This window comes from Mesorhizobium sp. M1348 (assembly GCF_040317925.1).
In the GTDB taxonomy this organism is placed as follows: Bacteria; Pseudomonadota; Alphaproteobacteria; order Rhizobiales; family Rhizobiaceae; genus Mesorhizobium.
Genome location: NZ_JAMYLH010000018.1, coordinates 1 through 20060, shown reverse-complemented (window position 1 = coordinate 20060; position 20060 = coordinate 1). Strand labels below are relative to the sequence as shown.

Annotated in this window: 21 protein-coding genes and 1 tRNA gene; 7 read left to right on the top strand and 15 right to left on the bottom strand. The window is 62.4% G+C overall.

Annotation, left to right across the window (positions count from 1 at the left end; genetic code table 11):
- Positions 1–92: 92 nt before the first annotated feature.
- The 4 genes from NKH13_RS24620 to tig form a co-directional block, all read right to left on the bottom strand.
- Positions 93–1025 (bottom strand): heme o synthase, encoded by a 933-nt coding sequence (locus NKH13_RS24620; protein WP_352719176.1) that lies wholly within the window; start codon positions 1023–1025, stop codon positions 93–95.
- Between the two features lie 147 nt (positions 1026–1172).
- Complete coding sequence (locus NKH13_RS24615; protein WP_352719175.1) at positions 1173–1553, bottom strand: c-type cytochrome; 381 nt, start codon at positions 1551–1553, stop codon at positions 1173–1175.
- Positions 1554–1740: 187 nt separating this feature from the next.
- Entirely contained in the window at positions 1741–2265 is a 525-nt protein-coding gene (locus NKH13_RS24610) for a hypothetical protein (RefSeq protein ID WP_352719174.1), read from the bottom strand.
- 160 nt (positions 2266–2425) lie between these two features.
- Positions 2426–3901, bottom strand: coding sequence for a trigger factor (tig, locus tag NKH13_RS24605; protein ID WP_352719249.1), 1476 nt, complete (start codon positions 3899–3901; stop codon positions 2426–2428).
- 343 nt (positions 3902–4244) lie between these two features.
- Between tig and NKH13_RS24600 the strand changes: the two genes are divergently transcribed.
- Positions 4245–4329 (top strand) — tRNA-Leu (locus NKH13_RS24600).
- A 91-nt stretch (positions 4330–4420) separates the two neighbouring features.
- Here the strand turns inward: NKH13_RS24600 and NKH13_RS24595 are convergent.
- Positions 4421–5005, bottom strand: a complete 585-nt coding sequence (locus NKH13_RS24595; RefSeq protein ID WP_352719173.1) for a GDYXXLXY domain-containing protein — start codon at positions 5003–5005, stop codon at positions 4421–4423.
- On the bottom strand, positions 5002–6120 hold the full coding sequence (locus NKH13_RS24590) for a DUF2157 domain-containing protein (protein ID WP_352719172.1): 1119 nt from the start codon (positions 6118–6120) through the stop codon (positions 5002–5004). Before NKH13_RS24590 ends, NKH13_RS24595 begins: the two co-directional genes overlap by 4 nt.
- A 223-nt stretch (positions 6121–6343) precedes the next feature.
- Here NKH13_RS24590 and NKH13_RS24585 point away from each other — a divergent pair, with 223 nt between their 5' ends.
- Positions 6344–6484, top strand: a complete 141-nt coding sequence (locus NKH13_RS24585) for a DUF1127 domain-containing protein (protein WP_091596947.1) — start codon at positions 6344–6346, stop codon at positions 6482–6484.
- Positions 6485–6531: 47 nt separating this feature from the next.
- Positions 6532–6672: a DUF1127 domain-containing protein gene (locus NKH13_RS24580; RefSeq protein ID WP_023678914.1), complete on the top strand. Its 141-nt coding sequence runs from the start codon at positions 6532–6534 to the stop codon at positions 6670–6672.
- A gap of 359 nt (positions 6673–7031) precedes the next feature.
- Here the strand turns inward: NKH13_RS24580 and NKH13_RS24575 are convergent, their stop codons facing one another.
- Entirely contained in the window at positions 7032–7493 is a 462-nt protein-coding gene (locus NKH13_RS24575; protein ID WP_352719171.1) for a hypothetical protein, read from the bottom strand.
- Positions 7494–7732: 239 nt separating this feature from the next.
- On the opposite strand from NKH13_RS24575, the gene trmFO reads away from it, so the two are divergent.
- From trmFO to NKH13_RS24560, 3 genes are all read left to right on the top strand, one after another.
- On the top strand, positions 7733–9142 hold the full coding sequence (gene trmFO / locus NKH13_RS24570; RefSeq protein WP_352719170.1) for a methylenetetrahydrofolate--tRNA-(uracil(54)-C(5))-methyltransferase (FADH(2)-oxidizing) TrmFO: 1410 nt from the start codon (positions 7733–7735) through the stop codon (positions 9140–9142).
- A gap of 78 nt (positions 9143–9220) precedes the next feature.
- On the top strand, positions 9221–9523 hold the full coding sequence (locus NKH13_RS24565; RefSeq protein ID WP_352719169.1) for a type II toxin-antitoxin system ParD family antitoxin: 303 nt from the start codon (positions 9221–9223) through the stop codon (positions 9521–9523).
- Positions 9495–9827 (top strand): type II toxin-antitoxin system RelE/ParE family toxin, encoded by a 333-nt coding sequence (locus NKH13_RS24560; protein WP_352719168.1) that lies wholly within the window; start codon positions 9495–9497, stop codon positions 9825–9827. Before NKH13_RS24565 ends, NKH13_RS24560 begins: the two co-directional genes overlap by 29 nt.
- An 85-nt stretch (positions 9828–9912) precedes the next feature.
- On the opposite strand, the gene NKH13_RS24555 is transcribed toward NKH13_RS24560, so the two are convergent.
- From NKH13_RS24555 to yajC, 4 genes are read right to left on the bottom strand one after another with little or no spacing between them, the layout of a single operon-like run.
- Positions 9913–10740: a phytoene/squalene synthase family protein gene (locus NKH13_RS24555; RefSeq protein ID WP_502912385.1), complete on the bottom strand. Its 828-nt coding sequence runs from the start codon at positions 10738–10740 to the stop codon at positions 9913–9915.
- A gap of 25 nt (positions 10741–10765) precedes the next feature.
- Positions 10766–11155, bottom strand: coding sequence for an Mth938-like domain-containing protein (locus NKH13_RS24550; protein WP_352719166.1), 390 nt, complete (start codon positions 11153–11155; stop codon positions 10766–10768).
- Between the two features lie 15 nt (positions 11156–11170).
- A complete protein-coding gene (gene secDF / locus NKH13_RS24545) occupies positions 11171–13723 on the bottom strand; it encodes a protein translocase subunit SecDF (protein WP_352719164.1) in 2553 nt (850 codons plus the stop codon).
- Positions 13724–13774: 51 nt separating this feature from the next.
- Positions 13775–14116 (bottom strand): preprotein translocase subunit YajC, encoded by a 342-nt coding sequence (gene yajC, locus NKH13_RS24540; protein WP_352719163.1) that lies wholly within the window; start codon positions 14114–14116, stop codon positions 13775–13777.
- A 275-nt stretch (positions 14117–14391) separates the two neighbouring features.
- Here yajC and NKH13_RS24535 point away from each other — a divergent pair, with 275 nt between their 5' ends.
- Complete coding sequence (locus NKH13_RS24535) at positions 14392–15267, top strand: ATP-binding protein (protein ID WP_352719162.1); 876 nt, start codon at positions 14392–14394, stop codon at positions 15265–15267.
- Positions 15268–15364: 97 nt separating this feature from the next.
- On the opposite strand, the gene NKH13_RS24530 is transcribed toward NKH13_RS24535, so the two are convergent.
- The 4 genes from NKH13_RS24530 to serS form a co-directional block, all read right to left on the bottom strand.
- Entirely contained in the window at positions 15365–16897 is a 1533-nt protein-coding gene (locus tag NKH13_RS24530; protein WP_352914981.1) for a peptidoglycan DD-metalloendopeptidase family protein, read from the bottom strand.
- A 285-nt stretch (positions 16898–17182) separates the two neighbouring features.
- Positions 17183–17848 (bottom strand): protein-L-isoaspartate(D-aspartate) O-methyltransferase, encoded by a 666-nt coding sequence (locus NKH13_RS24525; RefSeq protein WP_352914978.1) that lies wholly within the window; start codon positions 17846–17848, stop codon positions 17183–17185.
- Positions 17845–18603, bottom strand: a complete 759-nt coding sequence (surE, locus tag NKH13_RS24520; protein ID WP_352719159.1) for a 5'/3'-nucleotidase SurE — start codon at positions 18601–18603, stop codon at positions 17845–17847. The genes NKH13_RS24525 and surE overlap by 4 nt, the downstream gene beginning before the upstream one ends.
- Positions 18603–19907 (bottom strand): serine--tRNA ligase, encoded by a 1305-nt coding sequence (gene serS, locus NKH13_RS24515; protein ID WP_352719158.1) that lies wholly within the window; start codon positions 19905–19907, stop codon positions 18603–18605. Before serS ends, surE begins: the two co-directional genes overlap by 1 nt.
- Positions 19908–20060: the final 153 nt, after the last annotated feature.

The following is a 20060-nucleotide window of genomic DNA, read 5'->3' as shown; positions in this document are numbered from 1 at the left end:
TGGAAGGACAGTTCTCATACTCGGCCTTGGCGTCGTTATTCTGCTGTTGCTGGGATTTTGTGCTCTGCCGACGTGATGTTTTGGAGCAGGTGTCAATAGCCGGCTGACGCGACCACTCGCATTACAATGGTGTCGGCAAGCAGCGCCGCAAAGATTGCGAAAAGATAGACAATCGAATACGCAAACAGCGCCTTTGCCGGCTTCATCTCCTTGTCGGCGACGAGAACCTTCCAGGCCTGCCAAATGAAACCTGCGCCCAATGCGGCTGAAACAGTGCCGTAATATCCGCTCGCGAAGCCAAAGCCCCAAGGGAGAACGCCGATTGGCGCCAAGAGCAGCGAATAGGCGAAGATTTGTTTTCTGGTCGAGTGCTGGCCGGCCACATTCGGCATCATCGGGATACCCGCCGCGGCATAGTCGCCGACCTTGAAAAGGGCCAGCGCCCAGAAATGAGGCGGCGTCCAGAGGAAAATGATCAGAAACAGGATGAGACTTTCAATACCGATAGCGCCGGTTGCAGCCGCCCACCCGATCACCGGAGGAAGGGCGCCTGCCGCGCCGCCTATGACGATGTTCTGTGGCGTCGAGCGCTTCAGCCACATTGTGTAGATAACGACGTAGAAAAAAATGGTGAACGCCAACAGCGATGCGGCAAGCCACCCCACCAGCACGCCGAGCGTCATGACCGACAGTGCGGAAAGCACCAGACCGAAGCCGAGAGCTTCGCCAGGCGTGACGCGACCGGACGGAATTGGTCGCTTGGACGTGCGAGACATCAAGGCGTCTATGTCTGCGTCGTACCACATATTGAGCGCGCCGGCGGCTCCTGCTCCGACCGCAATTGCGCCGATGGCGATTACGGCGATAACTGGATTCATTACGCCGGGCGCCATCATCAGGCCGACGAAGGCGGTAAAAACGGCAAGCGCCATGACTCGCGGTTTCAAAAGCGCAAAGAAATCACCCGCCGTCGCCTCCGAGAGGCGGATGCCGGTATCCTTGAGACGGCTTTCTTCAGTCGACATTCAGACGACCACCGATGGGAACGGCAGCCTAGCCGGCCAATGTCTTTTTTGCAACGAGCCGCCTCCCCACCTGACGCTGCCGGCAGATTGCGGCCGAGGCTATGCCTCGACCTGTTTGCGATACCAAGATCCGGCGGAAGAGCCGCGTTATTTGGAGAATTGCTTCAGGTAGGCAATGACATTGGCGATGTCCTCGTCTTTCTTGAGGCCGACAAACGCCATCTTCGTTCCTTTGACCATCGCTTTCGGATCGTGAAGGTAGGTGGTCAGCGTGGCCTCATCCCATTTGACGCCGGACTTGCCGGCCTCGGTCATCGCCTTGGAATAGCTGAACCCCGGATGCGTCCCGGCCGTTCGGCCGATGACGCCGTTCAAGGACGGACCGATCTTGTTCTGGTCCTTGTCTGCCACGTGGCAGACCTTGCATTTGGCGAAGACCTTCTCACCCGCCGCGGCATCCTGGGCCCACGAGGGGCCGGCAATGACGGTCGCGACGGACATGACGATAAAAAACACAATGGCACGCATGGCATTTCCTCCCTGATCGCCAATTTGCCCTGGCTGACCTGCACAGGCCGACATCTAGTCCGCTGGCATGCGCTCTTGAAGGGCAGAACGGATATCCACTGCCTGGAGTTGCGGCACCTACATACCACAGAACCCGGCCGGCAGGTAGAGTTCGATCATTGAATGGATTAATGCGGATAATCCGCGCTCAAGGCAATTTGGTGTTGCAGGTGGTGGCGATCCGGCCGACCGCCTCTTCAACTCCGGCTAGGTCAAACTCGGCTTTGCCGCGCCCCGACAGCAGCCCGAACCGCCAGGACAGCAGCAGCCGGTCCGCGGAAATCAGTCGCCTGATGCCGTCGGCACCGTCGCGGACCAGCATCCTGCTGCGCGGGCCGACCGACCAGCTTTCGTTGAGCTTGCCGGATTGGCCGACAGTCACCGACATGGCGATGGTTCGGCTGGCGGAAACGGTGTCGCTCAGCTGCAGCCATTCGCTCCAACGCGGTTCGCCGGCGGTCCGGCAGGCGATCGTCAATACCGGGCTGTAACTCAATGCGCCGCCGCCGGTGATGAGCTTGTTGGTCGCGTAAAGCGAGGCGGTGACAAGGCCATCGCTGGTCTTGTCGAACCGCCAGTTGTCGAGAACCGTATCAGCCTGAGCGATCCCGCAGACCGACGCAAGCAGGAATGCCGCCGCCATCACGCTTCCGATACCGAAGAACTGTCTCAACGATGCCTCCAACAACCGCTGCGGTCAGCAACCCTGCGCAGATAATCATCAAAGCTTCGTATCGCCACCTCGACCGCCAGATGCGTGAAATCCGTTGCGTCTGCGCCACAACGAAAAAGGCCGCCTCGAGAAGGCGGCCTTTCGGAATTCAGCAGGGACGTTATTCAGCGTCCTTGGCGGCCTTCTTCTTCGGCGCGGCCTTTTTCTTCGGCTCTTCAGCGTCGTCGTCGGCCTTCTTGGCGTCGGCTTTTTTCGCGGCCGGCTTCTTCGCCGGCTTTGCCTTGGTCGTCTCCGTATCCTCGTCGTCGGCCAGCAGTTCTTCCTTGCTGACCTTGACATCGGTGACCGAAATCTGGCCGAGCAGATGGTCGACCACCTTCTCTTCGAACATGGGCGCGCGCAACGTATTCAGCGCTTCGGGATTGTTGCGATAGAATTCGAAGGCTTCCTGCTGCTGGCTGGCCGGATAGCGGCGTACCTGCTCGAACAGGCCGCGCTGCAGTTCCTCGTCCGTCACCGTGACGCCTGCCTTCTCGCCGATTTCGGCGAGAACCAGGCCGAGACGCACGCGGCGTTCGGCAAGGCGCATATATTCGGCGCGCGCTTCTTCCTCAGTCGTCTCTTCGTCGGCGAAGGTGCGTCCGGCGGCTTCGAGATCGCGGTTGACCTGGTTCCAGATGTTGTTGAACTCGGCCTCGACGAGCTTGGACGGCGCCTCGAACGAGTAGGCGGCGTCGAGCTGGTCGAGCAACTGGCGCTTGACCTTCTGGCGCGTCATCGAGCCGAACTGATTTTCGATCTGACCGCGCACCACCACGCGCAGGCGCTCCAGCGACTCCAGGCCGAGGTTTTTGGCCATCTCGTCGTTGATCTCAAGTTCGCCGGGCTTCGACACTTCCTTGACGGTCACGTCGAAAGTGGCTTCCTTGCCGGCCAGATGCGCCGCCTGGTAGTTTTCCGGGAAGGTTACCGTGATCTGCTTCTCGTCCCCAGCCTTGCTGCCGACCAGCTGGTCCTCGAAGCCGGGGATGAATTCCTTGGAGCCGAGTACCAGCGGCTGATCGGTGCCGGCGCCGCCGTTGAAGGCTTCGCCGTCGATCTTGCCGACATAATCGATGGTCACGCGGTCGCCCTCGGCGGCCTTGCCGGTCTTCGGCTCGTAGGTGCGGGCGGATTCAGCGACACGCTTGACCTGCTCGTCGATCTCTTCATCCGGCACGTCGAACACCTGGCGCGTCACCTTGATGTCGGAGAAATCCTTGATCTCGATCGGCGGAATGACCTCATAGTTCAGGCGGAACTCGAAGTCGGCGCCGCCTGCCAGAATCTTCTCGGCCTCCTTCTCGTCCTCCGTCATGATCACTTCGGGCTGCATGGCGGCCTTTTCGCCGCGCCCGGTGATGATCGAACGGGTCGAATCGTTGAGGATCTCGTTGACCACTTCGGCCATGAACGATTTGCCGTAGACCTTGCGCAGGTGCTGCACCGGCACCTTGCCCGGGCGGAAGCCGTTGATGCGGACCTTGTTCCTGGCATCGGAGAGCCGCGCCATCAGCTTGGCTTCCATGTCACCGGCCGGCACGGTGATCTTGATCTCGCGCTTGAGACCGGAGTTGAGCGTTTCGGTGACCTGCATCATAAAACCTTTGTTTCCACCAATGAGGCCGTCAAACGGCCCCTGCCGTTTACAGCCTGCCGGTATGATCTTGCCGGGAATGGCTTTTGGTGCGGGACTTGGCGATCTGTCCGCCCAACGCGGCACAAATCCTCCAGAAATACGCTCCAAAATGTGAATAAGTCTTTGTTTTTCCTACTTCTTATCACATTCTGCAGAAGCGGATCGTCGCGTCCCGTCACATTCGACACGCCTTTTGTCACAGGCGACGCTGATTTTCAACCATCTTTGCATTCCGGCCAATGATGCCGATATCGGCCCTGACATTGACAGAATGATGGCTACATGGGATTGGCCGGGCAATGCGGATGTGGCGGAATTGGTAGACGCCCTGGATTTAGGTTCCAGTGCCGAAAGGCGTGGGGGTTCGAGTCCCTTCATCCGCACCACCCTTCGCTCTTCGAGCTTCGGGTGGCAGGCCACTCGAAGCTCCTCTGAAGCCTTGGCGAAGGAGGATCATTGCCAAGGCCGTAGCGCGATCTAGTAAAGCGGCTCCTCGAACAGTGTCTTGTCGCCGTCCACCAGCGCTTTGATCTGCGCCGTGCCGTTGGCCGCGATCGCCACGCGGATGCCGAACGGCCGCACCCGCATATCGTTCTGGATCGCGATCCCCTCGCCTTCCGGCAGATAGAAGCGCTCGATGCCGTACTCCGGCGCGATCGTCGTTGCTCCCTGGCTGATATCCCAGCCCTCGGAGACGTGTCCGACGATATCGGCTTCGCCGGATGCTGCCGGCACCGGCGCTTGCCCGAACCAAGCCGCGGTCGGCCCCCAATAGCCATCGGCGCCCTGCTTCAGCCTGACCACGATCGACGTTTCCTCGCTGGAAAGCTTGCCGGCCGGAATGTTGCCGATCAGCTTCACCGGTATGCGCGAAATCTCGTAGCCAAGCGAGATATAGTCACCGCGCAAGAGATCGCGCGGATCGATCGGCTCGACCCTGAGCAGGACCTGCTTGCCGTCGCGCAGGATCGCCGCGCGTCCGGCGATGATCCAGCTCAGAAAGCCGATCTGGACGAGCGCCAGGACCAGCGCCGAGATGATCAGTCTTTTGCCGGTCATCATGCCGCCGCTCCTGTCATGTTCGAGGCGTTCATGCGCTTTTCTATGCGGATGATAATAAAGGCCAGAACGGCGAGAAGCACCGCCGCCGCAAGGAAGAAGCCTGCCGTGTCGAGCATTGATTGCAGCATCACCACATAGATGATGGCGAGTTCGAAGGCGAAGCCCGCATAGGCAACCCAGCGCAGCCCCCGGCTCTCGCGGCCGCCCAGCACGATCGCCGCGACGATGCCGGCCAGCGCAACAGCCGAGGCAATGGCGAAGCCGCTGCTGTAGCTGCTTTCATCCGCCAGTTCGAACTGGATCATCGCCAGGCCGGTGAGAAAGCCGATCAGCGCATGCAAGGGCAACCTGCCGCCGAGTTGCAAAACACTCTCGACCGGCCCGGCAGCAAAGATCGCAGCGGTAAAAAGCAGCACCGACGCGGCAACGAGCGGGATGGCGACTTGCAGCGTGTCGTACTCCATGACCAACAGCACCAGGTAGAAAAGGACCGACAGGATGATCAGGTGGCGCGCCGCCTGGCTGCGCGTCCAGAACGAAACGGCGAACAGCACCAGCGCCATGACGACGAAGAGATGCGGAAATTCCGTGCGCCGGAAGTAGTCGAACCCTCTCAGGAACAGCCAGGCATCGGCGATGCCGACGGCAGCGACGGTCAGCGGGTTTGAGCGCAGCGCCACCGCCGCCAGCGCCGTGCCGACGCCCCAGGTGATCAAGGCCGAGGCCTCGTCGCCCGACAAATGATACATCTGGCCGATCAGCGCGATCGATCCGCCGAATGCCGCCGCTGCGACGATCCACAGCGCCTCGCCGATCGCCGCATGGTCGCGCATCTTCAGCACCGCGCCGCCGACATAGCCGGCAAGGATAACGGCAAAAAGTGCCGCGACCCGCACCAGCCGCGGGATGACTTCCCAGTTGGCGGCGATAAAAATCAGGATAGCCGCGCCGAACAGCAGCGCCGCCATCATCGCCAGGATCGAGCCGAAGCTCAGCGATTTGCGTTCGTTGGCCTCGACGTCGCGCGTCAGCGCATCGGCTGTCGGCGCGTCGATCAGGCCGGCCTGCTGCCATCGCGCGATATCCGACCTGACCCGTGACGAATAGCTCGCCATTGCCCCTCCCCTTTCGCTTCGTCCTTTTAGCTCGTGCGCCCAAGCGTTTGACCTTACGGCATTTTCCGATTTGGGCGGAAAGCCGGACGCGCGTTAATGTTGCATTGCACAATTTGCATTGCTGCCATGCACCAATAGCGCTTTTAAATCGATATGATCCCACCTATTTTCACGGTGCACACAAAGACGGAATGATCCGAAAGAAAGACGAAACGAGAATACCATGAACCTGATCCGCAACTATCGCAACTGGCGCCGCTATAGGGACACCGTGTCCGAGCTGAGCCGCCTGAGCACCCGTGAACTGACCGACCTCGGCATCAGCCGCAGCGACATTCACTACGTCGCCCGCAAGGCGGTCTAATCCTTCGGGCCGCAAATGGTCCGACCAGTTTTGAAAAGAGAACGACAATGAACCTGATCCGCAACTATCGTAACTGGCGCGTCTACCGCGAGACGGTTACCGAGCTGGGTCGCCTGTCGAACCGCCAGCTCAACGATCTCGGCATCGTCCGTGACGAGATCAAGATGGTCGCTCGCAGGGCGATCTAACCACAAGAATTTCGCCAGGGTCGACCTCCTCCCCGACCCTGACGGATACGGTCAGCCTTCACCTCCTCCCGAGGGTTGACCACAAAAACGGCGCCCGCCGGACCTCCTCCCTCGGCGGGCGCTGTTTCTAAGTTGTTTCTAAAAAGGGTTTCGCGCCCTTTCAAATGGCGAAAAGAATTTCGTCAAAGCCGACCTCCTCCCCGGCGATGACGAATACGGTCGATCTTCACCTCCTCCCGAGGATCGACCAACAAAACGACACCCGCCGGACCTCCTCCCCCGGCGGGTGTTGTTGTTTTCAGGTCTAGGCACTCCGAAGCTGCTTTGGGGAGAGCCGTCTTTGCGGGACGGCCCTATCGTCAGTCCAGCGCCCCGCTTTTCAGCACGCCCCGTTCCTTCCACTGGCTCAGCGGAAAGATGTCCGGCGCGCCGCCCATCGGCGCATACCAGGAATCCACCACCCATTCCGTATCGCCGCGGTCGCTGATCACCGCCGTCCAATGCGGATAGCGCCCGTCGACAAACAGGCCTCGCGAGGCCTTGTCCTCGACCTTGTGAAACCTGAGCAGTTTTCGCTCGGCAAGATAGACCAGCAACGCATGCGTATTGGTCGATTCGTCGACACAATCCATTTGGCCCCTGATGCGCGAGGCACCGAATTCTGACTGCGGCTGGTCACGAATGCCGATGGCCTGGAAAATGCGTTGCTCGAAATAGCGGACCGCCTTGGAAATAGCGGAACGCTCGGCCTGGGGCGAAGCCGCACCCGCACGCAGGATAGAGCGGAAACGCGCACCGTCACTGGGGCCAAGCGCGAGCATTGTGCGATAGTTGCAACCGTAGCCGTGACATATGGGGATCCGTTTGGGAGCCGTCGCGGCCAGTTCGCCGGCGGCCGCTGATCCGCCTACCGCGGTCACGACTGTCAGAAATGTCGCTCTGGCAAAGACCCCGAGACTCCCACCCATTCGCGATAGTAGACGATTGCAGCGCGTGGCGGCAACAGCGCGGCTCATTCGTGTAATTGCAATCCTCGCGCCAAGCGACTATTTCGGCGCTCATGGACAAGAATCCCATTCACGTCATCGGCGGCGGTCTCGCCGGCGCCGAAGCCGCCTGGCAGGCGGCCGAAGCCGGCGTCCCCGTTGTCCTGCATGAAATGCGTCCCGTCCGCGGCACCGAAGCGCACAAGACCGACGGGCTGGCCGAGCTCGTCTGTTCCAATTCCTTCCGCTCGGACGATGCGCAAACCAATGCCGTCGGCCTGCTGCACGCCGAAATGCGGCTGGCCGGTTCACTGATCATGAGCGCCGGCGATGCGCACCAGGTGCCGGCCGGCGGTGCGCTGGCCGTCGACCGCGACGGATTTTCCGAAGCGGTCACCAGGAAGCTCGAAGCCCACCCGCTCATCACCATCCGACGCGAGGAAGTGCCCGGCCTGCCGCCGGCGGACTTGGACCAGGCAATCGTTGCCACCGGCCCGCTGACCGCGCCTTCGCTCGCCCGATCGATAGCGGAAGTGACCGGCGCCGACGCGCTCGCCTTCTTCGATGCCATCGCGCCGATCGTCCATTTCGACACGATCGACATGGACATCTGCTGGTTCCAGTCGCGCTACGACAAGGTCGGGCCCGGCGGTACCGGCAAGGACTACATCAATTGCCCGATGGACAAGGAGCAGTACCTTGCCTTCGTGCAGGCGCTGGTCGACGGCCAGAAAACCGAATTCAAGCAGTGGGAAGGTACGCCCTATTTCGACGGCTGCCTGCCGATCGAGGTGATGGCCGAGCGCGGCGTCGAGACATTGCGCTACGGGCCGATGAAGCCGATGGGGCTGACCAATGCGCATAATCCGTCCGTAAAGGCCTATGCCGTCGTTCAGCTTCGCCAGGACAACGCGCTGGGCACGCTCTACAACATGGTCGGCTTCCAGACCAAGCTGAAGCACGCCGAGCAGGTGCGCATTTTCCACACCATCCCCGGGCTGGAGAATGCCGAGTTCGCCCGCCTCGGCGGCCTGCACCGCAACACCTACATCAATTCGCCGACGCTGCTCGACGCTTCGTTGCAGTTGAAGTCGCGACCCGGCCTGCGTTTTGCCGGCCAGATCACCGGCTGCGAGGGCTATGTCGAGAGCGCCGCCATAGGCTTGCTTGCCGGGCGCTTCGCCGCCGCAGAACGGCTCGGCCACGCGCCGTCGCTGCCGCCCTTGACCACCGCGTTTGGCGCGCTGCTCAACCACATCACCGGTGGCCATATTGTCTCCGACGACGAGCCTGGAAAGCGCTCTTTCCAGCCGATGAACGTCAATTTCGGCCTGTTCCCGCCCGTGGACACGCCGAAGATCGAAGGCAAGCGGCTGCGCGGCAAGGACAAGACGGTCGCCAAGCGGCACGCCGTGACGTCGCGCGCGCTGGCCGACTGCCGCGAATGGCTGGGGCTGCCTTCCCGGGCGGAAGCTGCGGAATAGTGCCGATCTCCGCTCTTGCGCGTTGCGCGGCGGAGAAGTAGGATATTATCCTACTTTGTATCGCGAGGCCAAAATCCCATGGAATCCGCTGAGAAACTGTCCGTCACCGTAACGCCCGCCATGGCGCGTATGATCCGCGAAAAGGTCGAGGACGGCTCCTACGGATCGGCGAGCGAGGTCATCCGCGCGGCACTTCGCGCTTTCCAGCGCGAAGAGGAAGAACATGCCGAGCGCATGGCCTCGATCCGGGCGCGCGTGAAGGCCTCGATCGAGGACACAAGGCCTGACGTTCCGCTGGACCAGGCAATCACGAGAGTGAAGAGCAGGATTTCGGAGTTGGCGAGGGGGAACGATGATCCAGCGTCTCGCCGTAGTTCTTAGCGAAGGCGCGATCACGGATTTGGTATCGATTGCCGGCTATATCGTCAACCGCGGTGCGAGCGAAGCGGCTGCGGACAATTTCGTCGACAGGATCAAGCTGCGTTGCGGAAACATCGGCAATGCACCGCGTGGCGGCCGGCCGCGCGACGACATTGCACCAGGATTGCGAACGGTGCCGTTCGAGCACTCGGCTATTATCGCCTATGTTGTCAGCGACGATCTCGTTCGCATCGTCAACATCTTCTATGGCGGTCGCGATTATGAAACGCTGATGCGCGATGGCGGGTCGAGTGATCCATCGTGATGGAAGCTACTCGGCCGGGCCGATGCTCGCCGCCGGCAGTCCCGGCTTGGCGGCCGGGCCGGATTTCCTCATTAGCAATCAGCCTTCACACCGCCGGCCAGCCCCGCGTCGCGCGCCGGAACAAAAGCCAATGCCGGCGCAAGGCCGAAAGCCGCACCGCGCCATCAAGCGGTGAATGGCGGGAGCCGTCAATCTTGCTGAGATAGGCGCTCGACAACGCCAGCGGCAGAAAGGCCGGGCGCAGCGAAACCGGCAGAGCGGACGCCCCCTGCGTGAAAGCGGAAAGATGCTCGCGTGCCAGCGCGATCATCGCGGCCACTGCGCGTTCCGCGCCCGGCCCGCCGTCGCCTGTAACGAATTCTTGCGGCGACGATCCCGCCGCCGCCAAAATGTCGGCCGGGACAAAGCATTGCCCTCGCTTGCGATGCAGCGGCAGTAGAAGCAGGAGACCGGTCATTGCCTGCGCACAACCTGCCCTGCCAGCAAGTTCGGCAAAGCGCGGTGCTTCGACCGGATCGAGCACCATCGCCGCAAGCTGGATAAGTGCTGCGGCAGTCTCGCCGCAATAGCCTTCGAGGTCGGTGCGCGACGGCATCGGGTCGTCATAGAGATCGAAGATGCGCGCTTCGAGCATATTGTCGAAAGCGGCCTTGGGCAGGCGGTGAGCGGAAATAGTCGCCCTCAGCGCGTCCGCCACGGGATGGCCGACCTTAGCGCGATCCTCTTCGGCGGCGATGATGTCTCGCCACCATTGCAGCCGGACTTCACCCGGCAGCGCTTCGCGGATGCGATCGCGTATGCCGGCAATTTCGGCGTTGAAGGCATAGAGCGAAAACACCGCGTCCCGCTTGTCTTCGGGCGCGTAGAGCGCGGCGAGATAGCGGTCATGGTCGGCGGCGCGCACCGTCTCCATGACGGCTTTGGTGTTTTCGGCCACGTCAGTCGACGGCGATGAGCGCTGCGGCCACGGCGCGGTCTTCCGCCAGCAGCACATTATAGGTCCGCACCGCCGCCCCGGTCGACATCGGATCGGCGGAAATGCCCGCTTCTTTCAGCGCCGTACGCAGCGCGGCCGGCAACGGCCTCAGATCCCTGCCGCTGCCGACCAGCAGGATCTCGACCTTGTCGGCCTCATTGAACAGCTTGGCGAAATCCGCTGCCGTCAGCGCCAGCGGATCGGCCGGCTCCCAGCCGTATATGCCCGAAGGCAGGCACAGCAGCGAGCCGCGATGCGACATGTCGGCAAAGCGGAAGCCGCCATTGCCGTAAGCCTCGATCGGTGCGCGGCCCGGGAAATGCGCCTCGCGGATGACGATGCCCTTGGCCACTTTTGCGGCAAGCCGTCAGGTGGCTATGGCTTTGCCGCCGCCCACCGGCTTTTCCTCATCGGATGCTGTGGCCTGCGGCCGCAGCTTGAACAGGATAAGCAGTGGCGCGGCGATAAAGATCGACGAATAGGTGCCGAACACGACGCCGAACAGCATCGCCATGGTGAACGAGCGGATCACCTCGCCGCCGAACAGCACCAGCGCCAGCAGCGCCAGGATCGTCGTCACCGAGGTCAGCGTCGTCCTCGACAGCGTCTCGTTGATGGCGTTGTTCAGCAATTGCGGCAGCGACATTCGCTTGTATTTTCGCAGATCCTCGCGAACACGGTCATAGACGACGATGGTGTCGTTGAGCGAATAACCGATGATAGTGAGGATCGCCGCCAGCGACGACTGGTTGAATTCGAGGCCGGTGATGACGAAGAAGCCGATCGTCATGACCACGTCGTGCACGGTCGCAACGATGGCGCCGACCGCGAACTGCCATTCGAAGCGGAACCAGACATAGATCAGGATGCCGAGCAGCGCGACAAGCATGGCAATGGTGCCTTGCTTGGCAAGTTCGCCCGAAACCGTTGGCCCCACCACTTCGACGCGGCGAAAATCATACTGGTCCTGCAGTTCGCCGCGCACCTTGTCGATGACGGTCTGTTCGGCGTTCTCGCCACCCTCCTGGGTACCGACGCGGATCAGCACGTCGTTCGGCTCGCCGAACTGCTGAACCTGCACCTCCCCGATATTCAGTTCCGTCAGTCTGCCGCGGATGTCGGCCAGATCGGCATTGCCGGCCTTGGACTGCACCTCGATCAGTGAGCCGCCCTTGAAATCGATGCCGTAATTGATGTCGATGGTCATGAAGCCGATGACCGACAACACCGAAAGCACGCTGGACAGTGTGAACGTCCAGCGGCGGATGCCCATGAACGGAATTTTCGTGCCGGGCGGAATGAACGTCACAGGCGCCCGCGGCAACTCCTTCGGACGGGCGCGGCGAAGCCAGATCGACACCAGCAGGCGGGTGAAGGTGAAGGCGGTGAAGACCGTGGTCAGGATGCCGATGGCATAGGTGACGGCAAAGCCCTTCACCGGTCCGGTTCCGAGCCAGAACAGCACCACGGTCGCGATCAGCGAGGTGACGTTGGAATCGACGATGGTCGCCAGCGCCTTGCTGAAACCGGTGTCGATCGCCTGGATCACCGAGCGGCCGTTACGCCGCTCCTCGCGGATGCGCTCATAGATGAGAACGTTCGAATCGACCGCCATGCCGATGGTCAGCACGATACCAGCGATACCGGGTAGGGTCAGCGTTGCGCCAAGCAGCGACAGCAGCCCGACAATCATCGCCACATGCACCGCCAGCGCGATGTTGGCGAGGAAGCCGAGGAAACCGTAGGCGACGAACATGAATGCCACCACCAGGATCGACCCGATGATGCCGGCGACCTTGCCGGCATGGATGGAATCCTGGCCAAGTCCCGGCCCCACCGTGCGTTCTTCGATCACCGTCAGCGTCGCAGGCAAGGCGCCGGCACGCAGCAACACGGCGAGGTCGTTGGCGCTCTCAGCGGTGAAATTCCCCGATATCTGGCCGGTACCGCCGGGGATCGGTTCACGGATCTGCGGCGCCGAAATCACCTGGTTGTCGAGGATGATGGCAAACAGCTTGCCGACGTTCTGCGATGTCGCCTGGCCGAACCGCTGCGCCCCTTTCGAATCGAAGCGGAACGAAACAACCGGCTCGTTGTTTTGGGAGTTGAAGGTCGCCTGGGCATCGACGAGGTTTTCACCCGAAACGATGACGCGGTTCTCGATCAGATACGGTACCGGCGGGTCGTCCTGCGAATACAGCACCGAGGATCCCGGCGGCGGACGGCCGTTCAGCGCGTCCTGCACCGGCATCGATTGGTCGACCATCTGGAAAGTCAGCTTTGCGGTCTGGCCAAGAATTTCCTTCAGCCGCTGCGGGTCTTGGAGACCAGGCACCTGCACCAGGATACGGTCGTCGCCTTGGCGCTGCACGATCGGCTCGGTGGTGCCGAGTTCGTTGACGCGACGCTCGACAACCTGGATCGCCTGCGTCAGCGCCGTCGAGGTGCGATATTTGATCCCCGCATCGGTGACGGCAAATTTGAGCAGGCCGGGCTCGGAATCATCCAGCGTCATCTCCTGGATGGAGCCGCCGCTGAACAGGCCTGCGGCCACCGGATTGGTCAATGGTTTCAAGGCTGTCTTGGCAGCCTCGATCTGTGCGGGATCGGTGATGCGGACCTGCACCGTACGGCCCGTTCCGGAAAGGCCGGTATAGCCGATCTTGGCATCGCGCAGCAGCGTCCTGATTTCGTCGCGCGTCGTCTCCAGCCGATCCTTGATCAGATCGTTCGGATCCATCCTGAGCAGGATGTGCGAGCCGCCCTGCAGGTCGAGGCCGAGCGTCATCTGCCGCTTCGGCAGCCAGTCGGGCAACTTGGCCAGCGTGCTGGCGGAAAAAAGGTTGGGCGCAGCGAGGACCACTGTGGCGGCCACGGCCAGCCAGATCAGGATCATCTTGAAGCGCGAAAAATAAAGCATATGGCGTCGTCCGTCAGGGCGTGCTGGCGGATCGTTCCGCCGACAATTCGGTTATTTCTTGGCGTTCTGGTTCGCCACCGGTTCGCCCTTGACGCGCACGTCGGCGAGTGTCGAGCGCAGCGCCGTCACCTTGGTGCCGCCGCCAAGGTCGATTTCGAGCTCGTTGTCGTCGATCACCTTGGTCACCTTGCCGACGAAGCCGCCGCCGGTGACCACCGTATCGCCGCGGCGAACCGCCGCCAGCATCTCGCCGCGCTTCTTCAGCTGCGTGCGCTGCGGCCGGATGATCAGAAAATACATGATCACGAAAATCAGAGCAAACGGCACGATCTGGATAAACATTGCGGACGAGTCCCCGCCGATGCCTTGGGCGTATGCCGGTGTCACGAACATCGAGGTACTCCTGAACTTTGAAAAACAGCCGCAAGGCGGCCCCGCCAAATTTGGCCGGAATATAGTCGGTAACGTTGCCAATGCAACTGCGCCGCCGGGCAAATCGGCTGCTTTTCCGGGCTGGTGAGCCGTGTTAGAGGGTGATCCCGAAAAGCGACGCTCGGTTTTCGCAAAAGATCATGCCCGAACAAATGCTTGGGACGAGTTTCGAAACCGCTGAAATCAGGTAGGTTGGCCTGCCGCACGTCCCGAATGCGAAACAAAAAAGACAAGAGATGACCGACAGCACCATCGATACCCTGAGCCAGAAGCTCGACCGCCTGATCGAGGCGGTCGCCCGCCTCGCGCCGCCGCCGGTGCCGCAAACCGACCTCGGCGAAGCCGATTGCTTCGTCTGGCAGGCCGATCCCGGCTATCTGGAGCCGGTGCGCAAGGTCAACCGCGTCGACATCGGCCTGATACGCGGGGTCGATCGCGTCCGCGACATATTGGTCGACAACACCGAGCGCTTCGCCTCCGGCTATGCTGCCAACAACGTGCTGTTGTGGGGCGCGCGCGGCATGGGCAAATCGTCGCTGGTCAAGGCGGTGCACGCCGCGGTCAACGCTTCGACCAAGCTCAACCTGCCGCTCAAGCTTATCGAGATCCATCGCGAAGACATCGACACGCTGCCGAAGCTGATGGGACTGCTGAAGGCCGCGCCGTTCCGCTTCATCCTGTTTTGCGACGACCTGTCATTCGACCATGACGACACGTCCTATAAATCGCTGAAGGCAGCTCTTGAAGGCGGCGTCGAGGGCCGCCCGGCCAACGTCATCTTCTACGCCACCTCGAACCGGCGGCATCTGTTGCCGCGCGACATGATCGACAATGAGCGCTCGACGGCGATCAATCCGTCCGAAGCGGTCGAGGAGAAGGTTTCGCTGTCGGACCGTTTCGGCCTGTGGCTTGGCTTCCACAAATGTTCGCAGGATGAATATCTCGACATGATCGACGGCTATGTCCGCCATCACGATCTCGCCATCGATCCCGAGACGCTGCGCGCCGAGGCGCTGGAATGGGCGACGACGCGCGGCAGCCGTTCGGGCCGCGTCGCCTGGCAGTTCACCCAGGATCTGGCAGGCCGGCTCGGAAAATCGCTCAAGGATTAGCCGCTCAAGGACTAACAGCAGAAGAAGCCCGCACCTTGCGGAGCGGACTTCCTCGGCGGGCTGAAGGTCAGGCGGCCCGCAAATTGCTTTTCGTCTTCTATTCGAGATAGGTCGAAGGATCGACCGGCGCCGAGTTCTTCCGCACTTCGAAATGCAGTTTCGGCGAGTCGGTGGTGCCGCTCATGCCGGACAGGGCGATTTCCTGGCCGCGCTTGACCTTCTGGCCGCGCTGCACCTCAATCGAGCTGGCGTGGCCGTAGACGGTGACCAGACCGTTTTCGTGCCGCACCAGCACCGTGTTGCCGAATTCCTTGAGGCCGTCACCGGCATAGATGACGACGCCGTTTTCGGCCGCCTTGACCGGCGTCCCCTCGGGCACGGCGATGTCGACGCCGTCCTTGCCGCCGCCGAAGCTTGAGATCACACGGCCGCGCACCGGCCAGCGCATCTTGCCGATGCCGGTTGCGTCCGGCGCCACCGCATTGTCGTCCTCGGCCTGCTGGATGACTTTCGCGTCCTTCTTCGGCGGCGTGTAGGAGGCGAGCGTCTGCGTCGGCGTTGTCTTGGCAGGCGGCTGGGTCGTGGCCGTCGTCACCGGATCGACCTTTGCCGGCTTCGCACCGGCGACGACAGCGGTTCCGCCTGCCGGCACTTTCAGGGTCTGGCCGATCTTGAGCAGTCCATCCTGCATGCCGTTCGCCTGCTTCAACGCGACGACGCCGACGCCGGTCTTTCTGGCGATGGCGGACAGCGTATCGCCTTGCTGAACCGTGTAGGTACCGCCGGCACTGGCCGGCTTGGCCGTCGCCGAAGCCACCTTCGCCGCGGCCTTTCCATCCTTCGGCTGGCTTGCGGCAGCCGAGGCGTCCACCTGCGCGGTAGACTTGCCTTCCCTAAGCTTCGGCTGCTGCGGCAGCACGGCCACCTTCTCCGGCGCGTCGGCCGGCTGGTCGTGCCTGGTGCCGTTCGCGGGCTTGGCGTCGGCGACTTTCGGCGCGGCACCGTTGCTCGAATACGCATAGGCCGGGATGACGAGCTTCTGGCCGGTCTTCAGCCCCTTGGTCGCGCTCAGCCCGTTGACTTTCATGATGGCATCGGCCGGCACGCCGTAGCGCCGGGACAGGCCGGAAATGGTCTCGCCATCCTTGACGACGATCTCGGTCGCATGTGGTGCGCCGGCGGCCGTCGCCATGCGCGGCGCGTCGGGCTCGGCGTTCTTGAATGGCCTTGCCGCCGGAGCGACGGTGCCGGTTGCCGTCCTGTCGACACGAGGAGCGGCAGGCGCCAGGGCCGGCGCGGCAGCGGTGCGCACCGGACGGGCGGCAGGCGCCAGGGCGGGAGCCGGAGGCGGCAATTGCTGCGCCGTGACCGGTTCGAGGCTTGAGCGGCTGACCGACTGGGTGTGGCTGCCGTCGATCGGCGCGGCCGCAACATCGCCCGGATAGGGCTGAGCAGCATCCTGCTTGTCGATGATGGCGCGCTGGTTGTTGGTCGAGGCGGTGAACACGTCGTCGACGCTGTTGAACCGCGCCACCTGGGAACTACACCCCGTCGCAGCGCCTGCGATCATGAGGACGGCGCAGCCACGCGCCAGATTGCGTCCGTTTGCCTTCAAAACACTGAATTGCATCGCACTAACCCGCACAGACCCGGTACAACTGAGTGTGATTAAAGCGCGTTAATGTTACCGGTCGGTTAAACCTGTAGAATCAGGCGCAAATTTTCTTAAAATATTCGAGGAAGGCTCTCAGCTTCGTCATCCTAGGGCGGAGCAGGAGCGGAGCTTCCGTCGCGGAGACCCTGGGATCCATTCCGTGACGTTGGCCGAAGAATGCGGCGGAGCAGAATTCTGCTGCGCCCTAGGATGACGAAACACCCGGCTTCGGCTGCCCCCAAGCGGCCGACGGTTAGGATATCAAATCACCGCGGCGACGCCGCGCAGGATCGGCTGCAGGCGCACCAGGCCGATATCCTCGCGTTCGAAGCGGCTGCCGACCTTGGTCAGCTTGGCCAGCACCTGCTCGCCTTCGTCGGGTCCGATCGGCGCGATGACGATGCCGCCGCTCGACAATTGGTCGAGGAGAAAGCGCGGCAGGCTGTCGAAGGCCGCCCAGGCGACTATGCGGTCGAACGGCGCTTCGTTGGCCAGCCCGTTGGAACCGTCGGCCTGGCGCACGATGACATTGCCGATGGCGAGTGCCTCGAGGCGCTGCCGGGCCTGTTCGGCCAGCGTCTTGTAACGGTCGATGGTGACGATCCGAGCGGCAAGCCGCGACATCACCGCCGCCGTATAGCCGGACCCGGTGCCGATCTCGAGCACCCGGTTGCCCGGCTCGATGGCAAGTGCCGCGATCACCGCCGCCTGCAGGTCGGCACCTTCGATGGCCTCGCCGCATTCGATCGGCAGCATACGGTCCGACCAGGCGATCGAGTGAAAATGCGGAGACAGAAAGCCGCGCCGCGGCGTCGCCTCGAAGGCGGCGATCAGCGCCTTCGGCACTGTGCCCCTGCCTCGCAGGCGAAGCAGGAAGGCAGCGAAACCTTCGCGCTCGTCGACCGTTGCAGCGTGGTTCAAGTTCATGCGAGCGCCTTGGCCAGTTGATCGCGGATTTCATGCGCGGTGAGATCGAGCTGCAGCGGCGTCACCGACACCTGCCGATTGCGCAAGGCATGGAGGTCGGTGCCTTGCTTGCCCTCGACCGGCTCGCGGCCGAAGCGCAGCCAGTAGTAAGGCAAGCCGCGCCCGTCGCGCCGCTCGTCGACCCACAGGCTGTGGACCAGCTTGCCCTGCGAAGTGACCACAGTTCCGGCGATCTCTTCCGGCGCACAATTCGGAAAATTGACGTTGAGCAGCACGCCGTCCGGCAACGGCATGGCGACGAGCTTTTCGAGCAGCGCCGGCGCCAGCGCTTCGGTGGTCTCGTAGGGAACGACGCGGTCCTCGCCGACATAGGAATAGGCCTGGCTGATGGCGATCGATCGCACGCCGAGCAGCGCGCCCTCCATGGCGCCGGCGACGGTGCCCGAATAGGTGACGTCGTCGGCGATGTTGGCGCCGGAATTGACGCCGGACAGGATCAGGTCGGGCGCTTCGGGCAGGATCTTCTTCACGCCCATGATGACGCAGTCGGTCGGCGTGCCGCGCACGGCAAAGTGCTTTTCGCCGATTTTCCTGAGCCGCAGCGGCTCCGAGATCGACAGCGAATGCGCATAGCCGGACTGGTCCTGTTCCGGCGCCACCACCCAGACGTCGTCCGACAGCGTGCGGGCGATGCGTTCGAGTGATGCAAGGCCCTCGGCATGGATGCCGTCGTCGTTGGTCAGAAGGATGCGCATTATTTCGATTCGATCTTTTGCAGACCGCCCATGTAAGGCCGAAGCGCTTCAGGAATGGTTACGCTGCCGTCCTCATTCTGGTAATTTTCGATGACGGCGATCAGAGCGCGGCCGACGGCGGTGCCCGAACCGTTCAGGGTGTGGACGAAGCGGTTGCCCTTGCCGTCCTTGTCCCTGTAGCGGGCGTCCATGCGCCGCGCCTGGAAATCGCCGCATACCGAGCACGACGAGATTTCGCGATAGGCATTCTGGCCCGGCAGCCAGACCTCGATATCGTAGGTCTTGCGCGCGCCAAAGCCCATGTCGCCAGTGCACAGCGTCATGGTGCGGAAAGGCAGGCCGAGCCGCTTCAGCACCTCCTCGGCGCATTCGGTCATGCGCTCATGCTCGGCAACCGAAGTCTCCTGGTCGGTGATCGACACCAGCTCGACCTTGTAGAACTGGTGCTGGCGCAGCATGCCGCGCGTGTCGCGCCCAGCCGAGCCCGCCTCCGAGCGGAAGCACGGCGTCAGCGCGGTATAGCGCAGCGGCAGTTTTTCGTGCGGCGTGATTTCGTCGCGAACGAGATTGGTCAGCGGGACTTCGGCGGTTGGTATTAGGCCAAGCCTGCCGTCCCCATGCCGAACGAAGAATAAATCCTCCTCGAATTTTGGCAGTTGCCCGGTCCCGAAAAGCACCTCGTCGCGTACCATCAACGGCGGCTGGATCTCCACATAGCCGTGCTCGGTCGTGTGCAGATCGAGCATGAACTGGCCGAGCGCGCGTTCCATCCGCGCCAGGCCGCTTTTCAGCACGGTGAAACGCGAGCCGGAAAGCCGTGCTGCCCGCTCGAAATCCATCATGCCGAGCGCTTCGCCGATCTCGAAATGCTCCTTGACCCAGTTCGGCCGCGTCGGCACCTCGCCGACGACGCGCTTGACGACGTTGTCGTGCTCGTCCTTGCCGACCGGCACGTCGTCGAACGGCACATTTGGCAGCACTGCCAACGCATCGTTCAGCGCCTTGTCGAGCTCGCGTTCGCGCGCCTCGCCATTCTGGATGAAGGCCTTGATCTCGCCGACCTCGGCCTTCAGCCTTTCGGCAAGAGCGGCATCGCCCGAGCGCATGGCATTGCCGATCTCCCTCGATGCGGCGTTGCGGCGTTCCTGCCGGGTCTGCAGCTCCGTCAGATGCTCGCGCCGCGCCTCATCCGCGCCGATCAGGTCGTCGACCGTGGACTGCGCCGCCTCAGCCGACCACGAGCGCTTCTGGAGCGCCTCGACAAGGGCCTTCGGGTTGTCGCGAATCCATTTGATGTCAAGCATGGTCTGTTCGTCCTCAGAGGGCATGTCGCCCAAAATGCGCAGCGGTTGTGGGGCAACGAGATGCCCAAAACAAAGACCAGAGGGCGTAAACCGCATCTTTCGTTGATGCAAGATGTCAGGCCGAGTTCCTTCGCGCCCCCCTCTGTCCTGCCG

What these genes read in the sequence shown, in the direction of transcription:
- NKH13_RS24620 (WP_352719176.1), bottom strand. Translation starts at nt 1,025, where the DNA reads ATGTCGACTGAAGAAAGCCGTCTCAAGGATACCGGCATCCGCCTCTCG.
- NKH13_RS24615 (WP_352719175.1), bottom strand. Translation starts at nt 1,553, where the DNA reads ATGCGTGCCATTGTGTTTTTTATCGTCATGTCCGTCGCGACCGTCATT.
- tig (WP_352719249.1), bottom strand. Translation starts at nt 3,901, where the DNA reads ATGCAGGTCACCGAAACGCTCAACTCCGGTCTCAAGCGCGAGATCAAG.
- NKH13_RS24595 (WP_352719173.1), bottom strand. Translation starts at nt 5,005, where the DNA reads ATGATGACCGGCAAAAGACTGATCATCTCGGCGCTGGTCCTGGCGCTC.
- NKH13_RS24590 (WP_352719172.1), bottom strand. Translation starts at nt 6,120, where the DNA reads ATGGCGAGCTATTCGTCACGGGTCAGGTCGGATATCGCGCGATGGCAG.
- NKH13_RS24585 (WP_091596947.1), top strand. Translation starts at nt 6,344, where the DNA reads ATGAACCTGATCCGCAACTATCGCAACTGGCGCCGCTATAGGGACACC.
- NKH13_RS24580 (WP_023678914.1), top strand. Translation starts at nt 6,532, where the DNA reads ATGAACCTGATCCGCAACTATCGTAACTGGCGCGTCTACCGCGAGACG.
- NKH13_RS24575 (WP_352719171.1), bottom strand. Translation starts at nt 7,493, where the DNA reads ATGCTCGCGCTTGGCCCCAGTGACGGTGCGCGTTTCCGCTCTATCCTG.
- trmFO (WP_352719170.1), top strand. Translation starts at nt 7,733, where the DNA reads ATGGACAAGAATCCCATTCACGTCATCGGCGGCGGTCTCGCCGGCGCC.
- NKH13_RS24565 (WP_352719169.1), top strand. Translation starts at nt 9,221, where the DNA reads ATGGAATCCGCTGAGAAACTGTCCGTCACCGTAACGCCCGCCATGGCG.
- NKH13_RS24560 (WP_352719168.1), top strand. Translation starts at nt 9,495, where the DNA reads ATGATCCAGCGTCTCGCCGTAGTTCTTAGCGAAGGCGCGATCACGGAT.
- NKH13_RS24555 (WP_502912385.1), bottom strand. Translation starts at nt 10,740, where the DNA reads ATGGAGACGGTGCGCGCCGCCGACCATGACCGCTATCTCGCCGCGCTC.
- secDF (WP_352719164.1), bottom strand. Translation starts at nt 13,723, where the DNA reads ATGCTTTATTTTTCGCGCTTCAAGATGATCCTGATCTGGCTGGCCGTG.
- yajC (WP_352719163.1), bottom strand. Translation starts at nt 14,116, where the DNA reads ATGTTCGTGACACCGGCATACGCCCAAGGCATCGGCGGGGACTCGTCC.
- NKH13_RS24535 (WP_352719162.1), top strand. Translation starts at nt 14,392, where the DNA reads ATGACCGACAGCACCATCGATACCCTGAGCCAGAAGCTCGACCGCCTG.
- NKH13_RS24530 (WP_352914981.1), bottom strand. Translation starts at nt 16,897, where the DNA reads ATGCAATTCAGTGTTTTGAAGGCAAACGGACGCAATCTGGCGCGTGGC.
- NKH13_RS24525 (WP_352914978.1), bottom strand. Translation starts at nt 17,848, where the DNA reads ATGAACTTGAACCACGCTGCAACGGTCGACGAGCGCGAAGGTTTCGCT.
- surE (WP_352719159.1), bottom strand. Translation starts at nt 18,603, where the DNA reads ATGCGCATCCTTCTGACCAACGACGACGGCATCCATGCCGAGGGCCTT.
- serS (WP_352719158.1), bottom strand. Translation starts at nt 19,907, where the DNA reads ATGCTTGACATCAAATGGATTCGCGACAACCCGAAGGCCCTTGTCGAG.